At 60.1% G+C, this 20,873-nt stretch carries 22 protein-coding genes (1 of these 22 cut by a window edge); 9 read left to right on the top strand and 13 right to left on the bottom strand.

Annotated elements, in window-relative coordinates:
- The 3 genes in view from J4D25_RS08210 to dapA are tightly spaced (at most 17 nt apart) and all read right to left on the bottom strand, a layout consistent with a single transcriptional unit that may run on beyond the window.
- Positions 1-562 carry the 5' portion of an MBL fold metallo-hydrolase gene (locus tag J4D25_RS08210; RefSeq protein WP_057716015.1) on the bottom strand. It extends 197 nt beyond the left edge of the window, so the window shows 562 of its 759 coding nt (coding positions 1-562); it begins with the start codon at positions 560-562; the stop codon falls past the left edge of the window.
- Positions 563-566: 4 nt separating this feature from the next.
- Positions 567-1,682, bottom strand: a complete 1,116-nt coding sequence (gene bamC / locus J4D25_RS08215) for an outer membrane protein assembly factor BamC (RefSeq protein ID WP_057716016.1) — start codon at positions 1,680-1,682, stop codon at positions 567-569.
- 17 nt (positions 1,683-1,699) lie between these two features.
- Positions 1,700-2,578: a 4-hydroxy-tetrahydrodipicolinate synthase gene (gene dapA, locus J4D25_RS08220; protein ID WP_057716017.1), complete on the bottom strand. Its 879-nt coding sequence runs from the start codon at positions 2,576-2,578 to the stop codon at positions 1,700-1,702.
- A 327-nt stretch (positions 2,579-2,905) separates the two neighbouring features.
- Here dapA and J4D25_RS08225 point away from each other — a divergent pair, with 327 nt between their 5' ends.
- Both J4D25_RS08225 and J4D25_RS08230 read left to right on the top strand, forming a co-directional pair.
- Positions 2,906-3,466 carry a glycine cleavage system protein R gene (locus J4D25_RS08225; protein WP_007979776.1) on the top strand — a complete coding sequence of 187 codons (561 nt, stop codon included), beginning with the start codon at positions 2,906-2,908 and terminating at the stop codon, positions 3,464-3,466.
- Positions 3,467-3,476: 10 nt separating this feature from the next.
- Entirely contained in the window at positions 3,477-3,950 is a 474-nt protein-coding gene (locus J4D25_RS08230; RefSeq protein ID WP_057716018.1) for a peroxiredoxin, read from the top strand.
- Positions 3,951-4,101: 151 nt separating this feature from the next.
- On the opposite strand, the gene J4D25_RS08235 is transcribed toward J4D25_RS08230, so the two are convergent.
- On the bottom strand, positions 4,102-5,172 hold the full coding sequence (locus tag J4D25_RS08235; RefSeq protein WP_057716019.1) for an AI-2E family transporter: 1,071 nt from the start codon (positions 5,170-5,172) through the stop codon (positions 4,102-4,104).
- 31 nt (positions 5,173-5,203) lie between these two features.
- Complete coding sequence (locus J4D25_RS08240; protein WP_007979782.1) at positions 5,204-5,443, bottom strand: sulfurtransferase TusA family protein; 240 nt, start codon at positions 5,441-5,443, stop codon at positions 5,204-5,206.
- Between the two features lie 98 nt (positions 5,444-5,541).
- Here J4D25_RS08240 and J4D25_RS08245 point away from each other — a divergent pair, with 98 nt between their 5' ends.
- A complete protein-coding gene (locus J4D25_RS08245; protein WP_057716020.1) occupies positions 5,542-6,975 on the top strand; it encodes a M48 family metalloprotease in 1,434 nt (477 codons plus the stop codon).
- A 76-nt stretch (positions 6,976-7,051) separates the two neighbouring features.
- On the opposite strand, the gene J4D25_RS08250 is transcribed toward J4D25_RS08245, so the two are convergent.
- The 4 genes from J4D25_RS08250 to rpoE all read right to left on the bottom strand — a co-directional run bounded on the left by J4D25_RS08250 (position 7,052) and on the right by rpoE (position 10,823).
- A complete protein-coding gene (locus tag J4D25_RS08250) occupies positions 7,052-8,476 on the bottom strand; it encodes a DegQ family serine endoprotease (RefSeq protein ID WP_057716021.1) in 1,425 nt (474 codons plus the stop codon).
- 178 nt (positions 8,477-8,654) lie between these two features.
- Positions 8,655-9,614 (bottom strand): MucB/RseB C-terminal domain-containing protein, encoded by a 960-nt coding sequence (locus J4D25_RS08255; protein WP_057716022.1) that lies wholly within the window; start codon positions 9,612-9,614, stop codon positions 8,655-8,657.
- Positions 9,615-9,622: 8 nt separating this feature from the next.
- Positions 9,623-10,210: a sigma-E factor negative regulatory protein gene (locus J4D25_RS08260; protein ID WP_057716023.1), complete on the bottom strand. Its 588-nt coding sequence runs from the start codon at positions 10,208-10,210 to the stop codon at positions 9,623-9,625.
- A 31-nt stretch (positions 10,211-10,241) separates the two neighbouring features.
- Entirely contained in the window at positions 10,242-10,823 is a 582-nt protein-coding gene (gene rpoE / locus J4D25_RS08265; protein WP_003172477.1) for an RNA polymerase sigma factor RpoE, read from the bottom strand.
- 552 nt (positions 10,824-11,375) lie between these two features.
- Here rpoE and nadB point away from each other — a divergent pair.
- On the top strand, positions 11,376-12,992 hold the full coding sequence (gene nadB, locus J4D25_RS08270; RefSeq protein WP_057716024.1) for an L-aspartate oxidase: 1,617 nt from the start codon (positions 11,376-11,378) through the stop codon (positions 12,990-12,992).
- Here the strand turns inward: nadB and J4D25_RS08275 are convergent.
- Together J4D25_RS08275 and J4D25_RS08280 are read right to left on the bottom strand one after the other, a co-directional pair.
- A complete protein-coding gene (locus tag J4D25_RS08275; RefSeq protein ID WP_057716025.1) occupies positions 12,961-13,413 on the bottom strand; it encodes a protein YgfX in 453 nt (150 codons plus the stop codon). The genes nadB and J4D25_RS08275 overlap by 32 nt on opposite strands.
- Positions 13,397-13,651 carry a succinate dehydrogenase assembly factor 2 gene (locus J4D25_RS08280; RefSeq protein WP_057716026.1) on the bottom strand — a complete coding sequence of 85 codons (255 nt, stop codon included), beginning with the start codon at positions 13,649-13,651 and terminating at the stop codon, positions 13,397-13,399. Before J4D25_RS08280 ends, J4D25_RS08275 begins: the two co-directional genes overlap by 17 nt.
- A gap of 149 nt (positions 13,652-13,800) precedes the next feature.
- On the opposite strand from J4D25_RS08280, the gene J4D25_RS08285 reads away from it, so the two are divergent.
- A complete protein-coding gene (locus J4D25_RS08285) occupies positions 13,801-14,742 on the top strand; it encodes a folate-binding protein YgfZ (protein WP_057716027.1) in 942 nt (313 codons plus the stop codon).
- A 34-nt stretch (positions 14,743-14,776) separates the two neighbouring features.
- The gene (locus tag J4D25_RS08290) at positions 14,777-15,598 is read left to right on the top strand and encodes an HDOD domain-containing protein (protein WP_057716028.1); all 822 of its coding nucleotides are present in this window, start codon (positions 14,777-14,779) and stop codon (positions 15,596-15,598) included.
- A 160-nt stretch (positions 15,599-15,758) separates the two neighbouring features.
- Here J4D25_RS08290 and J4D25_RS08295 read toward each other — a convergent pair whose 3' ends face one another.
- Positions 15,759-17,147 carry a sensor histidine kinase gene (locus J4D25_RS08295; protein WP_057716029.1) on the bottom strand — a complete coding sequence of 463 codons (1,389 nt, stop codon included), beginning with the start codon at positions 17,145-17,147 and terminating at the stop codon, positions 15,759-15,761.
- Positions 17,140-17,811, bottom strand: coding sequence for a response regulator (locus J4D25_RS08300; RefSeq protein WP_007979804.1), 672 nt, complete (start codon positions 17,809-17,811; stop codon positions 17,140-17,142). Before J4D25_RS08300 ends, J4D25_RS08295 begins: the two co-directional genes overlap by 8 nt.
- Positions 17,812-18,048: 237 nt before the next feature.
- On the opposite strand from J4D25_RS08300, the gene J4D25_RS08305 reads away from it, so the two are divergent.
- The 3 genes from J4D25_RS08305 to J4D25_RS08315 are packed head-to-tail and all read left to right on the top strand — an operon-like array spanning position 18,049 to position 20,872.
- Complete coding sequence (locus tag J4D25_RS08305; RefSeq protein WP_057716030.1) at positions 18,049-19,338, top strand: OprD family porin; 1,290 nt, start codon at positions 18,049-18,051, stop codon at positions 19,336-19,338.
- Between the two features lie 39 nt (positions 19,339-19,377).
- Positions 19,378-20,355 carry a tripartite tricarboxylate transporter substrate binding protein gene (locus J4D25_RS08310; RefSeq protein ID WP_057716031.1) on the top strand — a complete coding sequence of 326 codons (978 nt, stop codon included), beginning with the start codon at positions 19,378-19,380 and terminating at the stop codon, positions 20,353-20,355.
- Between the two features lie 58 nt (positions 20,356-20,413).
- Positions 20,414-20,872 (top strand): tripartite tricarboxylate transporter TctB family protein, encoded by a 459-nt coding sequence (locus J4D25_RS08315; RefSeq protein WP_057716032.1) that lies wholly within the window; start codon positions 20,414-20,416, stop codon positions 20,870-20,872.
- Position 20,873: the final 1 nt, after the last annotated feature.

Consider the following 20,873-nt stretch of genomic DNA (forward strand, 5'->3'; position numbering starts at 1 on the left):
TCAAATGCCCCAGTTCACCGCCTACCCGCTGCTTGAGAAAGTACGGGTAATGACCGCGAGCCAGCATGTCACGACAGTGATTGGACTCGATCATCAACGCATCGAGATCCCGATAGCCGTCCAGCACCTTGTCACAATACGAGCCCAGGTCGGTCAACAGGCCGAAGCGCCGTAAACCGTCACTGAAAACATATTGCGTCGGTTCTTGTGCATCGTGGGCCACGGCAATGACACCGATGCTCAAGTCGCCGATTTGCAGTTGATCGCCGCCGGCCAGAAAGCCTGCGGGCTCAATAGGTTTGCGCATCCCGCGCAAGGTCCCGCGACTGAGGTAGACAGGCAGATTGTAGCGCCGAGACAGCAAACCCACGCCATGCACGTGGTCGGCATGTTCGTGGGTCACGAGTATCGCGCTCAGCTGCGCAGGGTTCACACCCAGGCGCAGCAGGCGTTTTTCGGTTTCCCGCAGGGAAAAACCACAATCCACCAATACGTACGTATCAGCGCTGGCTATCAGCGTGCCGTTCCCTTGACTACCGCTGCCGAGAACGGCAAAACGCATAGGATCAGCCCAGGTTGTCCTGAATCTTGCTCAACACTTTACGCGCCACATCGGCCGGCGCCACGGTGTTGATGTTTTTCTCTACGGTGACCTGGACGTTCTCGCCAACCTTGCTCAGGCGAACCTGATAACGCTCGGCGCGGGCCTCAAGCTCTTCCTTGCTCGGCGCGCTGCCGAACAGGCTGCTGAAGAAGCCTGGCTTGTCGTCTTTGCTCTCGGCTTTTTCGGCCAGGTTGATGTAGTACAGGCCCAGGCTGCGGTTGATGTCTTCAACACGCCATTCGCCTTGTTCCAGCGCACGACCGACGCTCGACCAGGCACGATCCAGGTCGGTACCGACGTTCAGCACAGGGTTACCGCTGCCGTCTTCACTCAGGCTGACACGACTTGGCGCGTCGAAATCACGCGAAGCCAGCATGGAAACCGAACCGCCCTTCTCGGAGATACGGCTCATGCTCGCGAGCATGTCGTCGACCAGTGCCGCGTCCAGGCCAGTATTGACCGAACGGTTGGTGAAGGCCACGTCGGCGGTGCTGCCGGCGGGACGCTCGGCGCTGACCACATAGACTTCACTGGTATTGCGCTGCACGCCCGGCTCGATGCGCACCCGCACGCGGGTTTCGCTGTCCGTGCTGACGCCGGCCGCGCTCAGGCGCTTGGCCATGGCCGCAGACAGTTCATCGGAATGCTGCCAGGTCGTGGTGAATTCACCGGTTTGCGGACGCTGTTCATCCAGACGGAAACCGTTGTCCTGGAAGAACTGAACGGCCACGGGCCAGACTTCAGCCGGCGGATTCTGCGCCAGGATGGAGCTGGAGCCGCCGCTCTTCTGCAGGGAGTAGGCACCGGCGTCAGCACCCGCGGTCAGCGGCTGCGGCCGAGGAACGATGTATTCGCCCTTGGCGGTGTCATCGGCCACGTTGCGGGGGATCGGCAACAGCGGATCCAGACGCTTGGCGGTACGGACATCCGGTGGCATTTGCATCGGTGCAGTCTGTTGCGCTTCCAGGTAATCGCTACCACGGTCACGGAAATAACCTTCCGGGCCCCAGATCCATCCACAGCCACTGGTGCTGGAGATAATCAAGGCAAGTGCGGAAAGTCCGGCCATTCGCTTCATGCGTTGTACTTCCTCAATTAAACCAGGACGCCGCACTGGCGCAGGGCCGTGCGCAGCGTTTCGTGACAAGGTGCGCTCAGCCAGGTCAACGGCAGGCGAATGCCTTCGTGCATCAGGCCCATTTCAACCAAAGCCCACTTCACCGGAATCGGGTTGGCTTCGATGAACAGGTCCTTGTGCAGCGGCATCAGTTTTTCGTTGATTGCCCGTGCAGTCTCGGCATCCCCCTTGAGGGCGGCCTCGCACAGATCGGCCATTTCACGCGGTGCGACGTTGGCGGTAACGGAGATGTTGCCCTTGCCGCCCATCAGGATCAGCTCGACCGCGGTCGGATCATCGCCGGAAAGGACGATGAAGTCCTTGCTTACGCCGTCGAGAATGGCCTTGGCGCGCTTGAGGTCGCCGGTCGCTTCCTTGATACCGATGATGTTCGGCACGGTGGACAGGCGGATCACGGTTTCGGCCTGCATGTCGCAGGAGGTGCGGCCGGGAACGTTATAGAGAATCTGCGGGATGTCGACCGATTCGGCGATGTGCTTGAAGTGCAGGTACAGGCCTTCCTGGGTCGGCTTGTTGTAGTACGGCACTACCAGCAGGCAGGCATCGGCGCCGGCTTCCTTGGCATTACGGGTCAATTCGACGGCTTCGCGGGTCGAATTGGCGCCGGTACCGGCAATCACCGGAATACGGCCGTTGACCTGCTTGACCACGGCACGGATGACTTCGATGTGCTCGTTGACGTCGAGGGTTGCCGACTCGCCGGTGGTGCCGACGGCGACAATGGCATGGGTGCCGTTTTCAAGGTGGAAGTCCACGAGTTTGCTGAGGCTGTCCCAGTCAAGACGCCCCTGTGCATCCATGGGTGTGACCAGTGCCACCATACTGCCCGCAATCATGAAACCGCTCCTGCCGGAAAAAGAGAGCCGTAATGGTACTGGCGCCAAGATGCTTGCACAAGCGAAGTACTGTGCTGCCGCCATTCCCCTTGGCGCCGGTTTTCGCTACCCTTCAGACTTTGATCGGTACAGACAAGCTCGCGCGCCGGGTTTCAGCCTCCATTTACGGCATCACAAGCCCTGATCCAGCGTTGCCGCCTCTCGCTCCCGCCCTGCCGGAGCACGTCGCGACCTGCCGCTTGGGGGTTTCTGAATTCGCATCCGCAGGCTCGCCCCGGCAAAACGCCCTCTGGACGTACCGACCGCTCATCGCTTTAGGAATGCTGCATGTCCACCCCCACAGTTCGCGAACAATTCCTTGTTATCAGTGCCCTCGGCGCCAACCCCATGGAGCTGACCAACGTCCTGTGCCGCGCCAGCCATGAAAACCGCTGCGCCGTTGTCACCTCTCGCCTGACCCGCCATGGCGAATGCAGTGCCCTGGTGCTGGAAATCTCCGGTAGCTGGGATGCCCTGGCACGCCTGGAAGGCAGCCTGCCAGTATTGGCCAAGCGGCATGCGTTCACGGTCAACGTGGTGCGCAGCGCGGCCTTGGAAAACCGCCCTCAGGCCCTGCCGTACGTCGCTTATGTCAGCTCGGCCTACCGCTCGGACATCATCAACGAGCTGTGCCAGTTCTTCATGGACCACAATGTCGAGCTGGAAAACCTGACCTGCGACACTTATCAGGCTCCGCAGACCGGCGGCACCATGCTCAACGCCACGTTTACCGTGACCTTGCCGGCCGGCGTGCAAATCAGCTGGCTGCGCGATCAGTTCCTGGATTTTGCCGACGCGCTGAACCTCGATGCCCTGATCGAACCCTGGCGCCCACAGAACCCAATGTAAGGAAGCTTTCATGGCCGTTGCCATCGACCAACCGGTTGCCGATTTCCAAGCCCCCGCCACCAGCGGGCAAACCGTCAGCCTCGCCGGCCTGAAAGGCAAGCAGGTAGTGATCTACTTCTACCCCAAGGACAGCACACCGGGCTGCACGACCGAGGGGCAGGGCTTTCGTGATCAATACGCTGCGTTCAAGGCCGCCAATACCGAAGTGTTCGGCGTGTCTCGCGACAGCCTCAAATCCCACGAGAACTTCAAGTGCAAACAGGAATTCCCCTTTGAGCTGATCAGCGACAAGGACGAAGCCATCTGCCAACTGTTCGACGTGATCAAGCTGAAAAAGCTCTACGGCAAGGAATACATGGGCGTGGATCGCAGCACGTTCCTGATCGACGCCAACGGCGTGCTGCGCCAGGAATGGCGCGGCGTGAAGGTGCCGGGGCATGTTGATGCGGTATTGGCCGCGGCTCAGGCTCTGAACAAGGCCTGATTCTATCGACGCCTGTGAAGGCGCTTTCGCGAGCAAGCCCGCTCCCACATTAGACGGTGTTTTTCTAAACAACTCGGTCAACAGTGGGAGCGGCGGTGCGACTTGCCCGCGAAGAGGCCATGAGCCTCACTGAAAAAATCAAACCTGCCCCTTAAAGCAGCGGCGCCACCTCCGGCTCCTTGCGCGGCCAGGCATCCAGCACGGCCTTGAACAGCGTCGCCAGGGGAATCGCGAAGAACACCCCCCAGAACCCCCACAACCCGCCAAACAACAGCACTGCGCAGATGATTGCCACCGGGTGCAGGTTGACCGCCTCCGAGAACAACAATGGCACCAGCACGTTGCCATCCAGCGTCTGAATGATCCCGTAGACCGCCATCAAGTATATGAACTGATCGCTCCAGCCCCACTGGAACAGCGCAATCAGAAACACGGGCACGGTCACAACCACGGCGCCGACATAAGGCACCACCACCGAAATCCCCACCAGCAGTGCCAGCAGCGCCGCGTAATTGAGTTCCAGGACAACAAAGGCGATGTAGGTCACGCCACCGCAAATGAAGATTTCGATGACCTTGCCGCGAATGTAATTGGCGATCTGCCGGTTCATTTCATGGGCGACCCGGGTGATCAATGCCCGCTCACGGGGCAGGTAACCGCGCACCCACTGGCCGATCATGGCCCGATCCTTGAGGAAGAAAAACACCAGGATCGGCACCAGCACCAGGTAGATCATGATGTTCACCAGCAATGGCAGGCTCGACAGCGAGAACGTCAGTGCCCACTGACCAAACTTGCCGATTTCGCCCCGTGCCGCTTCGATGGCCTGCAGTACTTGCTCATCGGACACCAGATGCGGATAGCGTTCGGGCAGCAGCAGCAACAGCGACTGCCACTTGGCGAGCATGCCGGGCAACTCGTTGAACAACGTGATCAGTTGATGCCACAGCAACGGCACGACCACCACGATAAACACCAGCAACAGCCCCATGAACAATGCAAAGACCAACCCCACCGCAACCCCGCCCGGCACCCGCAGGCGCTCGAGGGTCACCACCAGCCCCTGCATCAGGTACGCCAGCACCATCCCGGCGAGCACCGGCGCCAGCATACCGCCCAGGGTCAGTACGGCGGTGAACGCCAGAAACAGCAGGACAGCCAGCACCACCGCTTCTTCATCGGAGAAATAGCGCTGAATCCAGTCGCGCAACACTTTGAACATCAATAATCCTTAGGAGTAAACGCAGCCGATTTCAGGCTTTTTTCAACCAGTAGCGGTAAACACCCGCCTCGTCTTCTTCACGAAGCAGGGTATGACCGGCCAATCGGGCAAAGGTGCGAAAGTCGCGTTGCGAACCCGCATCGGTGGCGATGACCTTGAGCACCGCGCCACTGGCCAGCCGGTTGAGCTCCATCTTGGCCTTGAGCAACGGCAACGGGCAATTCAGGCCGCTGGCGTCCAGTTCAACGTCATGCTCTACAGCGTCGGTCATTGCATCACTCCGGGTCAGGTGGTTGTGTTGCCTAGAATATCTGGTCGCAACGCCGGTGTCCGGCTACAGTAAGGTCTTTGTCGACTAAGGCTTTGTGCATGACTTTTTTGCGCCCCACCCTGCTGACGCTCGCTTGCCTGCTCGCCTCACCGGGCTTTGCCGACGACCTGCCGTCACTCGGCGACGCCAGTTCTGCCATTGTCTCGCCGCAACAGGAATACCAGCTCGGCCGCGCCTGGCTGGCAATGTTGCGCAGTCAGGTTTCACAGCTCAACGATCCGCAGCTCAAGAATTACGTGGAATCCAGCGTTTACCGACTGGTCGAGACCAGCCAGGTCACTGACCGACGCCTGGAATTCATCCTGATCAACAGCCCGCAGCTCAACGCCTTTGCAGCGCCGGGCGGGATCGTCGGGGTGAACGGAGGTTTGTTCCTCAACGCCCAGACCGAGGGCGAATACGCTTCGGTACTGGCGCACGAATTGGCTCACTTGTCGCAGCGCCACTTTGCCCGGGGCGTCGAAGCGCAGCAACGCATGCAAGTACCGATGATGGCTGCATTGCTGGCGGGTATCGTGCTGGCAGCCGCCGGTGGCGGTGACGCCGGGATCGCGGCCATTGCCGGCACACAGGCCGCAGCCATCCAGGAACAGCGGCGATTCTCCCGCCAGAACGAGCAGGAAGCCGACCGTATCGGCATCCTCAATCTGGAAAAGGCCGGTTACGATCCCCGCTCGATGCCAACCATGTTCGAACGACTGGGGCGTCAGTACCGCTACGATGCCAAGCCACCGGAATTTCTGCTGACCCACCCGGTCACCGAATCGCGTATCGCCGACACCCGCAACCGCGCCGAACAGTTTCCAAAGGGCGGTATCGAAGACAGCATGCGCTACCAACTGATCCGCGCACGCGTACAGCTGATCTATGAAGAAACCCCGGGGCTTGGCGCCAAGCGCTTCCGCGCCCAGCTCGACGAGAACCCGAAAAACGACGTGGCACGCTACGGCCTGGCGATCGCCCAGATCAAGGGCGGCCAATTGAACGAAGCACGGGAAAACCTCAAGCAGTTGCTGGCCAAGTCACCCAACGAAATCATCTACAACCTGGCTCAGGTCGATCTGGATATCACCAATAATCGCCTGGCGGATGCCCAGTCCCGGGTTGACCGCTTGATGGGCCAATACTCTGGCAACTACCCGCTGAACCAGATTCGCGTCGACCTGCTGCTCAAGCAAAACCGTACTGCGGATGCGGAGAAAGCCCTCGAAAGCCTGCTCAAGTCCCGCCCGGATGATCCGGACGTGTGGTATCAGGTTGCCGAGACGCGCGGCCTGTCGGGCAATATCATCGGCCTGCATCAGGCTCGCGCCGAATACTTTGCGCTGGTCGGGGACTACAAACAGGCCATTCAGCAACTGGACTTCGCCAAACGCAGGGCTGGCAGCAACTTCCCGCTGTCTTCGCGGATCGACGCGCGGCAACGCGAGCTGATGGAACAAGAGCGCATGATCAAGGACATGATGGGCTGACGCCCCGGCGACAAAAGGCCCGGACACAAAAAAACCGCCTCTTTCGAGGCGGTTTTTTATGCAACCAACAACCGGGTTATTCAGCCAGCTTGAAGGTGATGAAGCTCGCACGCCCCTGACGCAGTACCCGCATCGACACCGAACGGTTCTTTGGCAGCGCCTTGGCGATGTCCGCGAACTCCTTGGTGGAACCGATGGCCTGGTTGTTCAGATGGGTGATCACATCACCCGGCTGCAAGCCGATCATGGCAGCAGGGCCGTCCTGTACTTCCTTGATCAGCACACCACCCTTGAGGTCGTAGGTTTTCTTCTGCTCGTCAGTCAGCTCGACCACGGAAACACCCAGGCGATTGCTGCTGCGCTCGATGCTGGATTTTGGCAGCGAGTCCAGTTCCTTGCCTTCTTCCGGAATCGCGCCGACCGTCAACTCGACATTCTTGCGCTTGCCGTCACGAATCACTTCCAGATCGGCCTTGTTGCCAGCCTTCAACGCGCCAACCAGATGCGGCAGATCGGCCGACATGACGATTGGCTGACCGTTCATGCTCAGGATCACGTCGCCAACTTGCAGGCCGCCCTTGGCAGCCGGACCATCGTCCTGGATCTGGGCAACCAGCGCACCGGCCGGCTTCTCCAGGCCGAACGACTCGGCCAGGTCCTTGCTCACTTCCTGAATCACGACGCCCAGCCAGCCACGGCTGACCTTGCCACCGGATTTCAGCTGATTGGAAACATCCATGGCCACGTCGATCGGGATTGCAAACGACACGCCCATGAAGCCACCGGAGCGGGTATAGATCTGCGAGTTGATCCCGACCACCTCACCGTTGAGGTTGAACAGCGGACCACCGGAGTTACCCGGGTTGATCGGCACGTCAGTCTGGATGAACGGCACATAGTTTTCGTTCGGCAGGCTGCGACCGACGGCGCTGACGATGCCTTGGGTCACCGTGTGGTCAAAGCCGAATGGCGAACCAATCGCGACAACCCATTGGCCAGCCTTCAGGTCCTGGGATTTACCAAGCTTGAGCACTGGCAGATCCTTGCCTTCGATTTTCAGCAGCGCCACGTCGGAACGTGGATCGGTACCGATCAGCTTGGCTTTCATTTCGCTGCGATCGGCCAGGCGGACGAGGATTTCGTCAGCATCGGCGATCACGTGATTATTGGTCAGGATATAGCCATCGGAAGAGATGATGAAACCCGAACCCAGGGAGGTTGCCTCGCGTTGACGGTCACGAGGTGAGCGCGATTGTGGCGGCATGCCCCGTTCGAAGAATTCGCGCAGCATCGGTGGCAAGCCTTCGAGGTCGGGCATCTGCTGGTTGACTTTGCGATCCGGCAGCTTTTGCGTGGTACTGATGTTTACGACCGCAGGCGAGGCCTGTTCGACCAGTTGCGTAAAATCAGGCAATTCGACCGCTTGGGCGGTGACCGCCTGACCGAGCACCAGCACGGTGGCAATAATGGAAAGGTAGGACTTCAAGCGTGGTATCGACATACGGCTCCCGTTACGACGAGCATGGTTAAGCGATATGGAGCAAGGAACACCGGGAACAATACGCCGGTATTTTTGTTCCGGGAACAACAAACAAGGCCAGAGCCGAGGGGCTCTGACCTATAAAAAATTTACGGGATTTTTGCAAACTGAAATGCTCACGAAACATTTCAAATTCAGCTCACTGCTTGGTTGCAGCGGCGTCGGTGCGCATTGAAAGCGCTATCCGTTCAGCAGTACCGACCGGTATCTCGCCAACGACAGTCACCATCATGTCGCCCTGTGCCGTGGCCAGGCGCCGGGAAACCGCAACGGTCGGCCCCAACTGAGTACGGGTGTCGGTGACTGTTGCGCCATTCAACGGCTCAAGGAATACCGAAAAACGCGTCAGGCCATCGTCATACATCAGGCTATTGACCTGGGTCTTGGTCTGCGGATCCTTGCGAGCGGTGCTGCTGGTCAGCTCGAAGCCGGGCGGCAACCAGTCGGAACGCCAGACTTGGGCAGCCTTGACGGCAGAGGCCTTGTCACTTTCGAGATTGACTGGCTTGCAATCATTACTGGCCTGCAGGTCTTGTTCGGAAGGGACGTCAGCGGTATCCATTTGCGTGAACTGGAAGCGCTCCAACAACCGCCCCTTGTCGTCCAGTAGCAAGGACTTCAGAGGCAGGCCGGTTTCCTTGTCCAGATGCAGTTCAAAACCATAGCGGTGCTGATCACGGGGTGTCAGCGATACGATCACCGCCGAACGCCCGGCGACACGCGACTTGCCGATGACGGCCAGGTCATACCAATTCTTGAGCTTTTGAGGATCGAGTGCACGGGCGGCGGAGTTCGGGGAGTCCCCAAGCCCTGCTATCAGTGTGCCGCTGACGCATTGGGTTTGCCCATCAATGCGAACGACTTCCTGAGCGGAACCGTCGAGCTGGATCAAACGCTCGCGGACCTTTCCATCCTGGACGCGGTGCCAGATGTTATGGGTAGAAAAACTACCGTTACGCTCGTAGACGAAAGTACCCTGAAAGCTTTGCTGTTGCTCTGCCTGGCCCAGGCGGGTCAACCAGTCCTGGGCTTCACCGGCTTGGGCTGGAACGATGAACCAGCCGCTGAGCAGAAGCGAAAGTAGAGGTATGGCGCGCATGATCCTCCTTAACGGTTTTCCAGACTTGCGGCACGAGCGTAAGGCAGAGCGCTCTCAGTGCCTTTCAATGCAGCCTGTTGTGCGTGTTGGCGCAAGTAACCTGGCAGACGCTGATCGTGCCAGCCTGGCTGACCTTGCAGTACGCCGTTGGCCATTGGGCCAGTAGCATCCGAACTCTCATTGTAGCCTGCCAAAACGGCTGGGCCTTTTACTTGAGGAGCAGCCAGTCCGGGTTGAGCGGATTGCTGGGCCAGTTCGACACCGGCGATCTCATCCTGGTTGTACAGACGCACACCGGCCAGCACCGCCAGGGTCACCGAGGCAGCGACCGCCAGACGACCCAGGCTGCGCCATGGACCACGGGAAGCTTTTGCCGGTACGGCTTCGTCAGCCAGGGCAGCAGAAACAGCCGCGGCGATGTCCAGGCGTGGAAGCAGCAGATCCTTGTGCATCACTGCCCGAGCGATCTGATAACGAGCCCAGGTTTCACGGGTTTCAACATCGTCACAGGCATTCAATACCCGACGCAATTCCAATTCGTCCGCTTCGTTATCCATCACTGCGGACAGCGATTCCTGCAGGGCTTCACGACTCATGGCGTTCCTCTCTTGGCTGTCGCCGCTGTCTTTAGTTTTCCTGCAACAACGGCTGCAGGGCTTTGTCGATGGCCTCCCGGGCGCGGAAAATCCGGGAGCGCACGGTGCCTACCGGACATTGCATGACACTCGCAATGTCCTCGTAACTCAGACCATCAAACTCACGTAAAGTTAAAGCCGTACGCAAATCTTCCGGCAGTTGCTGAATGGTTCGATGGACGGTGCCTTCGATCTCATCCCGCAGCAAAGCCCGTTCTGGCGACTCGAGATCCTTGAGGCCATGATCGCCATCGTAGAACTCTGCATCCTCGGAACTGACATCGCTATCCGGCGGCCGACGGCCGCGTGAAACCAGATAGTTTTTCGCCGTGTTGATGGCGATGCGGTAAAGCCACGTATAAAACGCGCTGTCTCCGCGAAAATTTCCAAGTGCACGGTATGCCTTGATAAAGGCTTCTTGTGCCACATCCTGGGCTTCATGGGTGTCGTGCACGAAACGCACGATCAACCCGAGAATTTTGTGCTGGTATTTCAGCACTAGCAGATCGAAAGCACGCTTGTCGCCGCGCTGAACGCGTTCGACCAGTTGCTGATCCTCTTCCTGGGTTAGCATGAACACTCCTCGATGAGCTCGGAGGAGGCTTGCAGAAGTAAACCACCAGACTTGCAAACATAGACTCGGGCTTTTCGCAAAAGTTCTCCCCCTCCAGGCAAGTTTCCTGCGGGCTCTGATTTGGCACGCACGAAAAGCGCAGCACGAGTTGACCCGGCTGCGCGGATAATCTTGTCATCGGATTCTTCAGCAAGGATCGAACTGCAATCCGGCACTGAAGCCGACACTGTCCCTTGTTTCAGGCAACCGTCTATTGATCTTGGCCCTTTGGCAAAAGTTCCAATTATTTATAGCCGTACCAACCCGACATTGTGCAACCGTGAAGGGAAAAAGACTGTTAAATCGGCGATACAGTCATTCTCGCGCCCAACGGGCAGAAAAACATCCGACGAAGCGACCGATGTTTTGCGTCACGGTAGTTTCACAATGCCATGCTAGCTCGGGTATTGTGCCGCTCCCCCCCTCTATATACTAGTGGGCAGTGCGGCTGCATTGACTCGAAAGTCCAGCTGCACCACCCCCGACCCGGGTCGCTTTGAGCGGAATCCTGAAATGAGCCAACAGTTTCAACACGATGTTCTGGTAATTGGCAGCGGTGCTGCCGGCTTGAGCCTTGCGCTGACCTTGCCCGGTCATTTGCGCATTGCCGTTCTGAGCAAGGGCAACCTCGCCAATGGCTCGACTTTCTGGGCCCAGGGCGGCGTTGCGGCCGTTCTCGATGACACCGACACCGTTGAGTCCCATGTCGATGACACCCTCAATGCCGGCGGCGGCTTGTGTCATGAGGACGCCGTGCGCTTTACCGTCGAGCACAGCAGGGAAGCGATTCAATGGCTGATCGACCAGGGCGTGCCCTTTACCCGCGATGAACAATCGAGTAACGAAGACGGCGGGTTCGAGTTCCACCTCACCCGCGAGGGCGGTCACAGCCATCGGCGCATCATCCACGCCGCCGATGCCACCGGCGCTGCCATTTTCACCACCCTGCTCGACCAGGCCCGGAAACGACCGAACATCGAACTGCTGGAGCAGCGGGTTGCGGTTGACCTTATTACCGAGAAACGCCTGGGACTCGAAGGTGATCGCTGCCTCGGCGCCTATGTGCTCAATCGCGGCACCGGCGAAGTCGACACCTACGGCGCCCGCTTTGTGATCCTCGCCTCCGGTGGTGCGGCCAAGGTTTACCTCTACACCAGTAACCCTGACGGCGCCTGCGGCGATGGCATCGCCATGGCCTGGCGCTCGGGCTGCCGGGTGGCGAATCTGGAATTCAACCAGTTCCACCCTACTTGCCTGTATCACCCGCAAGCCAAGAGCTTCCTGGTCACCGAAGCCCTGCGAGGCGAAGGTGCCCACCTGAAGCTGCCCAACGGCGAGCGCTTCATGCAGCGCTTCGATCCACGGGCCGAGTTGGCCCCACGAGACATCGTCGCCCGGGCCATCGACCATGAAATGAAGCGCCTGGGCATCGACTGCGTCTATCTGGACATCAGCCACAAACCCGAAGCCTTCATCAAGACGCACTTCCCGACGGTGTACGAACGCTGCCTGGAATTTTCCATCGACATCACCAAACAACCGATCCCGGTGGTCCCGGCGGCGCACTACACCTGCGGCGGCGTGATGGTCGATCAACAGGGTCGCACCGATGTGCCGGGGCTGTATGCCATCGGCGAAACCAGTTTCACCGGCCTGCACGGCGCCAACCGCATGGCCAGCAACTCGCTGCTGGAATGTTTCGTCTATGCCCGCTCGGCGGCCGCGGACATTCTCGAACAGTTGCCCCGGGTTCCGATGCCAACGCCCCTTCCCGCCTGGGATGCGAGCCAGGTCACCGATTCCGATGAAGACGTGATCATTGCGCACAACTGGGATGAGCTGCGGCGATTCATGTGGGACTACGTTGGCATCGTGCGCACCAACAAGCGTCTGCAACGGGCGCAACATCGCGTGCAGCTGTTGCTGGATGAAATCGACGAGTTCTACAGCAACTACAAGGTCAGCCGGGACTTGATCGAGCTGCGCAACCTGGCCCAGGTTGCCGAGCTGATGATTCTGTCAGCCATGGAACGCAAGGAAAGCCGTGGCCTGCATTACACTCTCGACTACCCGGACATGTTGCCGGTCGCGCTGGACACTATTCTGGTGCCGCCCACCTACGTCGGCTGAACTTGAGCCGCACCCGCAGGCGTCGGTGCACATCCGCCGTCTGCGCATCCCGGGGCACGCAAATGGCCCTGACCCGGCGCTCGCCCCGTAGTCGAAAACGCAGTACCACCACCAACGGCAGCGCCAGGCTGTCCGGCCTCAGTTGCACGGGCTGCCAGCCCTTGGCACGACTCCACAACTGCCAGCCATCGGCATCGCGCCGCAAGCCGCAAAAGGCCTGCGGGTGGGTCAGCAGGATTTGGCGGGGCAACAGCCAGACTCCGTGAACCACGCACAGCACGGCGCCGAGCGAGCTGGCCCAGACCGGAATCGACAGTAAAAACAACGAACCCAACGCGAACAGCTGGGCCAGAAGATATGCCGCCAGCAACTGCCGTGAGGCATGCCAGCGGCATTCGAACCCATTACTTGGGCTGGACACGATCCAGGATCATGCGAACCATGCGTTGCAGCTCAGGATCTTCCGATTCGCTGCGTTCCATGAACCAGCCGAACATGTCCTGATCTTCGCATTCGAGCAACCTGACATAGCAGGCGCGATCAACCTCGTTGAGGTGCCGATAAACCTCTTTCACAAACGGCACCAGCAACACATCAAGCTCAAGCATGCCGCGGCGGCTGTGCCAATAGAGGCGGTTCAGTTCAACATCTTCGACCATGGAGCGCTCCTCAAATAGGCCGCAAGTATACAGGCCCGCGCCCCGTCGAACAGTCGGCTTTGGTCGGCCACCGTCGAGCCTTTGTTAACTACCCATTTCGAAGGCGGCCCCTTATGATGTCCATCAGACTTTTTACCCTGCGATGACCCATGGCCGATTCTGCTTTTTTCTGCACCCTTTCTCATGAAGGTGTTCTCGCGGTCCGCGGCGCGGACGCCAGCAAATTCCTGCAAGGCCAACTGACCTGCAACCTCAACTACCTGAGCGATTCCCGGGCCAGCCTCGGTGCCCGTTGCACGCAAAAAGGCCGGATGCAATCGAGTTTCCGCATCCTGCTCGAGGGTGACGGCGTGGTCCTGGCCATGGCCACCGAATTGCTCGAACCGCAACTGGCGGACTTGAAAAAATACGCGGTATTTTCCAAGTCGAAACTGACCGACGAAAGTGCCGCCTGGGTCCGCTTCGGTATCGACCATGGCGACGCCGCACTGGTCAGCCTCGGCCTGGACCTGCCGGCAGAAACCGACAGCGTCGTGCGCAACGATGGACTGATCGCCATCCGCGTCTCGCCTGAACGTGCCGAACTGTGGGTTGCCGCCGGTCAAGCCGATGCGGTCAAAGGCAAGCTTTCGGCTGTGCTGAGCGAAGGCGATCTGAATCAATGGCTGCTGGGCCAGGTCCGCGCCGGGATCGGCCAGGTCATGCCCGGCACCCGCGAGTTGTTCATCCCCCAGATGCTCAACCTGCAAGCGGTCGGTGGCGTGAGTTTCAAGAAAGGTTGCTACACCGGGCAGGAAATCGTCGCGCGGATGCAGTACCTGGGCAAACTCAAGCGCCGCCTGTATCGCCTGCAACTGGCTGCCGGCGAACTGCCTGAACCGGGTACCCCGCTGTTTTCCCCGACCCACGGCAGCGCCATCGGCGAAGTGGTGCTGGCGGCCCGCGCCGGACAGAACATTGAACTCCTGGCTGTGTTGCAAGCCGAAGCAGCAGAAAGTGGAGACATCCACCTGGGCGCGCTCGAAGGGCCGTCCTTGCAGCTGCTCGACCTGCCTTATGAACTGGACCGCGACCGCGAAATCCAGCAATAACGGCAGCACTTGGCGCGACACCTAGAGAGACTAAATGAGCAAGCTGGCGGAAAAGGTCCAACAGGATTTGGTTGAGGCCATCAATAACGATGACCTGGTTCTGCCAACGTTACCGGAAGTGGCCCTGCAGATTCGCAAGGCCGCGGAAAACCCGGAAGTCAGCGTCAGTACCCTGAGCAAAGTGATCGGCCGTGATACCGCGCTGTCGGCACGCCTGATCAAAGTGGTCAACAGCCCACTGTTGCGCGCGACCCAGGAAGTGACCGATCTGCATACCGCGATCACCCGCCTGGGCATCAACTACAGCTGTAACCTGGCGATCGGCCTGGTCATGGAGCAGATTTTCCATGCCCGCTCCGACGTGGTGGAACAGAAGATGCGCGATGTCTGGCGTAAAAGCCTGGAAATCGCCGGCGTCAGCTACGCCTTGTGCCGCAGTTGCACCCGACTAAAGCCCGATCAGGCGGCCCTTGGCGGCCTGGTGCACCAGATCGGCGTGCTGCCGATCCTGACCTACGCCGAAGATCACTACGAGCTGCTGTCCGACCCGGTCAGCCTCAACCATGTGATCGACCGGATTCATCCGCTAATCGGCGAAAAACTGCTCAGGGTCTGGGAATTTCCCGACATGCTGGTACAAGTGCCGCGGCTATACCTGAACTTCAAGCGCCAGTCTGCGCAGGTCGACTATGTGGATCTGGTGCAGGTGGCCAGCCTGTATTGCCTGCAGGACACCGATCACCCGCTCGCCAGTACCGATGCGTTGAACGTACCGGCCTACAAGGCACTTGGAATTGATTTTGACGACAAGGCGATGTGCGCCGACCTGGAAGAAACGCGCACGATGTTTTACTGATCCTTGTGGCGAGGGGGCTTGCCCCCGTTGGGCTGCGAAGCGGCCCCAAAACCTGCGGCCGTGTAAGCCAGGCACACCGCATAGTCAGGATTTACGACTGCTGCGCAGCCGAACGGGGTGGTGCGGCATTCCGACAAGCCCCCTCGCCACAGATGTTGTGTTACTCCCCGGAGATAAAACTCACCCGCACCTTCAACCCTGCCCGCTCGCCATCGTGCAGGCTGATCTGGGCCAGATGCGCGCGGCAGATCTCACCGACAATCGCCAACCCCAATCCGGAACCGGCCACTTGCTGATTGCGGCGATAAAAGCGCTCGAATACCCGATCGCGTTCTTCAAGAGGTATGCCGGGGCCATCATCTTCGACTTCCAGCACGGCAGGCGCCGAGACCCGCAGAATCACGTTGCCACCCGGCGGCGTGTGGGCCAGTGCGTTATCCACCAGATTGCTCAGCAGCTCGTTCAATAACGTCGGCTCGCCCCGCAGCCAGACCGGTTCATCCGCCTCCAGCGCCAGCGCGATACCACGCTTGTGGGCCAACGGCGCCATGGCCATGCCCAGCTCCCGTGCCAACTGACTCAGGTCGAGTAACTGCGCGCCGCCCTCGGCAATCGCCCGTGCGCCATTTTCGACCCGCGCCAGGGAAAGCAACTGATTGGCCAGATGAGTCAATCGATCAGTGCTCTGGGCGGCATTCTCCAGCGTGCTGCGCCAGACATCGGGCTCAGCCGAGCGCTGGCCCAGCTCCAGGCGCGCCTTGAGTGCCGCCAGCGGCGTGCGCAGTTCGTGGGCGGCGTCGGCGATGAATTGTGCCTGCTTCTCGAACTGGCCACGCAAGCGCTCGGTAAAGTGATTGAGTGCGCGCACCAGCGGCCACAATTCGCGCTGCACTTCCACCAAAGGCAAGGGGCGCAGATCGTCCGGCTGGCGCTCTTCCACCGCCGTGCGCAAGCGCTCCAGCGGGCGCAACGCAGCACTCACCGCGAACCACACCAGCATCAACGCACCGATTGCCAGCATGCCCAGGCGCAGCAAAGTATCCGCCGCCAGACTGCGGGCCATGCTGACGCGCGCCTCATCGGTTTCCGCCACGCGAATTTCCGCCATACCATTCATGTTCGGCTCGCTCACGGGCTTGAGCAGGCTCACCACGCGCACGTTCTGCCCGCGGTACTGGGCGTTGTAGAAACGTGCAAGCGCCGGATAGTCATCGGTGCGCGGCGTTCCCGGCGGTGGCGCGGGCAGGTTTTCGTAACCGGAAATCAGCTTCTGATTGATATCGTTGACCAGGTAGAAAATTCGCCCGGCACTGTCGTAGGCAAAGGTATCGAGGGCCACGTAGGGCACGTCGGCACTCAGGGTGCCGTCGCGCTGGGAGACGCCGGCAGCGATGGTTCGCGCCGACGCCAGCAGGGTCCGGTCATAGGCCGTATCGGCAGCTTCGCGTCCGTTCCAGTAGGCGCTCAAACCACTGGCCAGCATCAACACCACCAGCAGCAGCGCCAGGTTCCACAGCAACCTCCAGCGCAGGCTGCTGGGCTTATGCATCGCGGCTTTCCAGCAAGTAACCGAGGCCGCGGAAGGTCACGATGGCGACCGGCTGGCCGTCGAGTTTCTTGCGCAGCCGGTGCACGTAGATTTCGATCGCATCGGGGCTGGCCTCTTCGTCGAGACCGAACACTTGCGACGCCAGTTGCTCCTTGCTCATCACCCGACCGGGGCGCGCGATCAGGGCTTCGAGTACGGCCTGTTCGCGGGAGGTCAGGGTCAGCAATTCTTCACCGAGGGTGAAACGCCGGGTTTCCAGGTCATAGGCCAGCACACCACAACGCTGAATGCGTTCACCGCCCAGCACACTGCGGCGCAACAAGGCTTTGACCCGGGCTTCAAGCTCGGTCAGCTCGAACGGCTTGGCCAGGTAGTCGTCGGCGCCGAGGTTCAGGCCGTGGACCCTATCCTTGACGTCGCTGCGGGCGGTCAGCATCAACACCGGCAGGTTCTTGCCCCGCGCCCGCAAACGCGCCAGCACTTCGAAACCATCCATGCGCGGCAAGCCGACATCGAGGATCGCCATGGCGTATTCCTCGCTGCCCAGCGCCAGGTCGGCCGCCACGCCATCGTGCAGAACGTCCACGGTCAGCCCGGTGCTCTTGAGCGCCTGGGCGACACTTTCGGCGAGCTGCAAATGGTCTTCGACGAGCAGAACACGCATGGATCTTTACCTCATTCCGGGATGGTCGACGCCATTCTCTGGCGCGAAGTTTACAGCCGCAACCGCCGCTGTGAAGCCCGAAAACCGTGAAAGTCAGCTGAAAGGTTAGCGAAAGGTTAGCCCGTTACAGTCCAGCCACGGACAGTTTCGACTGCCGTCGCTGCAGCCACACAGCGATACGAAAAACGCCTCGAAGCGTTTTCGACAAATAAGAACAATAAACGGAGTAAGTCATCCATGCAGTCCCTGCAGACCCAGGCTATCGCGCCTGCCCGCCTCTCCCGTTTCAGCCACACTGCGCTTGCCAGCGCTGCCGCCCTTGCCGGCTTTTCGCCGTTGAGCCAGGCCGCATTCTTCGAAGACAGCTCGGCCACTTTCGAAACCCGCAACATGTACTTCAATCGCGACTTTCGCGACGGCACCAGCGCCCAACAGTCCAAGCGTGACGAGTGGGCCCAGGGGTTCATGCTCAATCTGAAATCAGGCTACACCGACGGCACCGTGGGGTTCGGTGTCGATGCGCTGGGCATGATGGGGGTCAAGCTCGATTCGAGCCCGGACCGTACCGGTACCGGCCTGCTGCCGACCGACGATGGGCGCGCCGTCGACGAATACTCCAAGCTCGGCCTGACCGGCAAAATGAAAATCTCCGCCAGCGAGCTGAAAATCGGCACCCTGATCCCGGAATTGCCGATCCTCAAGCCCAATGACGGGCGCATCCTGCCGCAGACCTTCGAGGGCGGCATGCTGACCTCCAAAGAGCTCAAGAACCTGACCTTCACCGGCGGGCGTCTGGATAAAGCCAAGGACCGCGACAGCACCGATTTCGAGGACATAGCCCTCAACAACAAGAACGGCCGTTTCGCTGGCACCGTGGCCGGCAAGCACTTTGATTTTGGCGGCCTGGACTACAAGCTCACCGACAAGATCACCGGCAGCTACCACTTCGCGCAACTCGATGAAGTCTACAACCAGCATTTCCTCGGCTTGATCGCTTCGCAGCCATTCGGCCCCGGCACCTTTGCCACCGACCTGCGGTTTGCCATCAGTGATGACCAGGGCGAGGCACGTGGCGGCAAGATCGACAACAAGTCCCTCAACGGCCTGGTGAGTTACGCCTTGAGTGGCCACAAGTTCAGCGCGGGCTACCAGCACATGTCCGGCGACAGTGCATTCCCGTATGTGGATGGCGCCGACCCGTACCTGGTGAACTTCGTGCAGATCAACGACTTTGCCGGCGCCGAAGAACGCTCCTGGCAAGCGCGTTATGACTTCGACTTCGTCACCCTCGGCGTCCCCGGTCTGACCTTCATGAGCCGTTACGTGAGCGGTGACAACATCAAGCTCAAGAACGGTGACGAAGGCAAAGAGTGGGAACGCAACTCCGAGATTAAATATGTTGTACAAAGCGGCGCGCTCAAGGATGTCGCCGTGCGCCTGCGCAATGCCACCTACCGCTCCAACTACTCTGCTCGCGATGCCGATGAAGTGCGTCTGCTGGTGAGCTATAGCGTTGCCCTTTGGTAATTCAGTGCGTCCATAACAACAACTCCCAAGGAGACTTGAATGAACCTGTCAATGCGTAAAATTGCCCTCGCGGCCAGCGTACTGCTGTTTACCGGCCATGCGCTTGCCGAACCCAAACGCCCGGAATGCATCGCCCCGGCCTCGCCCGGCGGTGGTTTCGACCTGACCTGCAAACTGGCGCAAAGCGCGCTGGTCAACGAAAAACTGCTGACCAAACCGATGCGCGTGACCTACATGCCCGGCGGCGTTGGCGCAGTGGCCTACAACGCAGTGGTCGCCCAACGTCCGGCCGATGCTGGCACCCTGGTGGCCTGGTCCAGTGGTTCGCTGCTGAACCTGGCCCAGGGCAAGTTCGGTCGTTTCGATGAAAGCCACGTGCGCTGGCTGGCCGCCGTTGGCACCAGCTATGGCGCCATCGCGGTGAAAAGCGATTCGCCCTACAAGACCCTCGACGATCTGGTCCAGGCACTGAAGAAAGATCCGAGCAAAGTGGTGATCGGCTCCGGCGGCACCGTCGGCAGCCAGGACTGGATGCAAACCGCGCTGATCGCCAAGGCCGCCGGGATCAACCCCCGTGACCTGCGTTACGTTGCCCTCGAAGGAGGCGGCGAGATTGCTACCGCCCTGCTCGGCGGTCACATCCAGGTCGGCAGCACCGACATCTCCGACTCCATGCCGCACATCCAGAGTGGCGACATGCGCCTGCTGGCGGTGTTCTCCGACAAGCGCCTGGACGAGCCGGAAATGAAGGACATTCCGACAGCCCGCGAGCAAGGCTACGACATCGTCTGGCCGGTGGTTCGCGGCTTCTACCTCGGGCCAAAAGTCAGCGATGAAGACTATGCCTGGTGGAAGGATTCCTTCGACAAGCTGCTGGCCTCCCCCGAGTTCGCCAAGCTGCGCGACCAGCGTGAACTGTTCCCGTTCGCCATGACCGGCCCGGAACTGGACACCTACGTGAAGAAGCAGGTTGCGGACTACAAAGTGCTGGCCAAAGAGTTCGGCCTGATCCAGTGATCGCCTCTGTCTAGCGGCCGCGGCTCCGTTTGGCGGAGTCGCGGCACAGGAGTTCCCCATGCTCTTACAACGCATTTTTGCTTCGGTGCTGTTGCTGGCCTGCCTCAGCCTGGTGGCGATGGCCTGGCCCTACCAGGCACCTTTTTCCTACGAACCGATCGGCCCGCGAGCCTTCCCCCTGCTGATGCTGGGACTGATGGGCCTGGCGCTGGTGTACATGGTGTATCGCCCTTCGCCCATCAAGCACACCGATGAAGAGCCACCGCTGGATCGCGAAACCCTGACCAAAATAGGTGTTTGCGTACTGTTGCTGCTGGTCTTCGCCGGGCTGTTCGAACCGCTGGGCTTCATTCTCAGCAGCATGCTGGTTGGCATACCGATGGCTCGCCTGTACGGCGGACGCTGGCTGCCGGGCGCGATAATCATCAGCCTGATGAGCGTCGGTCTGTACCTGCTGTTCGACAAAGTCATGGACGTGCCACTGCCTCTGGGCCTGCTCGACGTTCTGGAGAACTGAT

It is taken from the genome of Pseudomonas sp. GW456-L13, from assembly GCF_017350115.1.
Lineage (GTDB): Bacteria > Pseudomonadota > Gammaproteobacteria > Pseudomonadales > Pseudomonadaceae > Aquipseudomonas > Aquipseudomonas jessenii.

Excerpts from the sequence above, each read along its gene's own strand:
- nadB (WP_057716024.1), top strand. The coding sequence starts at position 11,376 with ATGAGCCAACAGTTTCAACACGATGTTCTGGTAATTGGCAGCGGTGCT.
- J4D25_RS08255 (WP_057716022.1), bottom strand. The coding sequence starts at position 9,614 with ATGCGCGCCATACCTCTACTTTCGCTTCTGCTCAGCGGCTGGTTCATC.
- J4D25_RS08260 (WP_057716023.1), bottom strand. The coding sequence starts at position 10,210 with ATGAGTCGTGAAGCCCTGCAGGAATCGCTGTCCGCAGTGATGGATAAC.
- J4D25_RS08230 (WP_057716018.1), top strand. The coding sequence starts at position 3,477 with ATGGCCGTTGCCATCGACCAACCGGTTGCCGATTTCCAAGCCCCCGCC.
- J4D25_RS08225 (WP_007979776.1), top strand. The coding sequence starts at position 2,906 with ATGTCCACCCCCACAGTTCGCGAACAATTCCTTGTTATCAGTGCCCTC.
- J4D25_RS08245 (WP_057716020.1), top strand. The coding sequence starts at position 5,542 with ATGACTTTTTTGCGCCCCACCCTGCTGACGCTCGCTTGCCTGCTCGCC.
- J4D25_RS08240 (WP_007979782.1), bottom strand. The coding sequence starts at position 5,443 with ATGACCGACGCTGTAGAGCATGACGTTGAACTGGACGCCAGCGGCCTG.
- J4D25_RS08310 (WP_057716031.1), top strand. The coding sequence starts at position 19,378 with ATGAACCTGTCAATGCGTAAAATTGCCCTCGCGGCCAGCGTACTGCTG.
- J4D25_RS08280 (WP_057716026.1), bottom strand. The coding sequence starts at position 13,651 with ATGGTCGAAGATGTTGAACTGAACCGCCTCTATTGGCACAGCCGCCGC.
- J4D25_RS08290 (WP_057716028.1), top strand. The coding sequence starts at position 14,777 with ATGAGCAAGCTGGCGGAAAAGGTCCAACAGGATTTGGTTGAGGCCATC.
- J4D25_RS08315 (WP_057716032.1), top strand. The coding sequence starts at position 20,414 with ATGCTCTTACAACGCATTTTTGCTTCGGTGCTGTTGCTGGCCTGCCTC.
- J4D25_RS08285 (WP_057716027.1), top strand. The coding sequence starts at position 13,801 with ATGGCCGATTCTGCTTTTTTCTGCACCCTTTCTCATGAAGGTGTTCTC.
- J4D25_RS08295 (WP_057716029.1), bottom strand. The coding sequence starts at position 17,147 with ATGCATAAGCCCAGCAGCCTGCGCTGGAGGTTGCTGTGGAACCTGGCG.
- J4D25_RS08235 (WP_057716019.1), bottom strand. The coding sequence starts at position 5,172 with ATGTTCAAAGTGTTGCGCGACTGGATTCAGCGCTATTTCTCCGATGAA.
- dapA (WP_057716017.1), bottom strand. The coding sequence starts at position 2,578 with ATGATTGCGGGCAGTATGGTGGCACTGGTCACACCCATGGATGCACAG.
- bamC (WP_057716016.1), bottom strand. The coding sequence starts at position 1,682 with ATGAAGCGAATGGCCGGACTTTCCGCACTTGCCTTGATTATCTCCAGC.
- J4D25_RS08305 (WP_057716030.1), top strand. The coding sequence starts at position 18,049 with ATGCAGTCCCTGCAGACCCAGGCTATCGCGCCTGCCCGCCTCTCCCGT.
- rpoE (WP_003172477.1), bottom strand. The coding sequence starts at position 10,823 with ATGCTAACCCAGGAAGAGGATCAGCAACTGGTCGAACGCGTTCAGCGC.
- J4D25_RS08250 (WP_057716021.1), bottom strand. The coding sequence starts at position 8,476 with ATGTCGATACCACGCTTGAAGTCCTACCTTTCCATTATTGCCACCGTG.
- J4D25_RS08300 (WP_007979804.1), bottom strand. The coding sequence starts at position 17,811 with ATGCGTGTTCTGCTCGTCGAAGACCATTTGCAGCTCGCCGAAAGTGTC.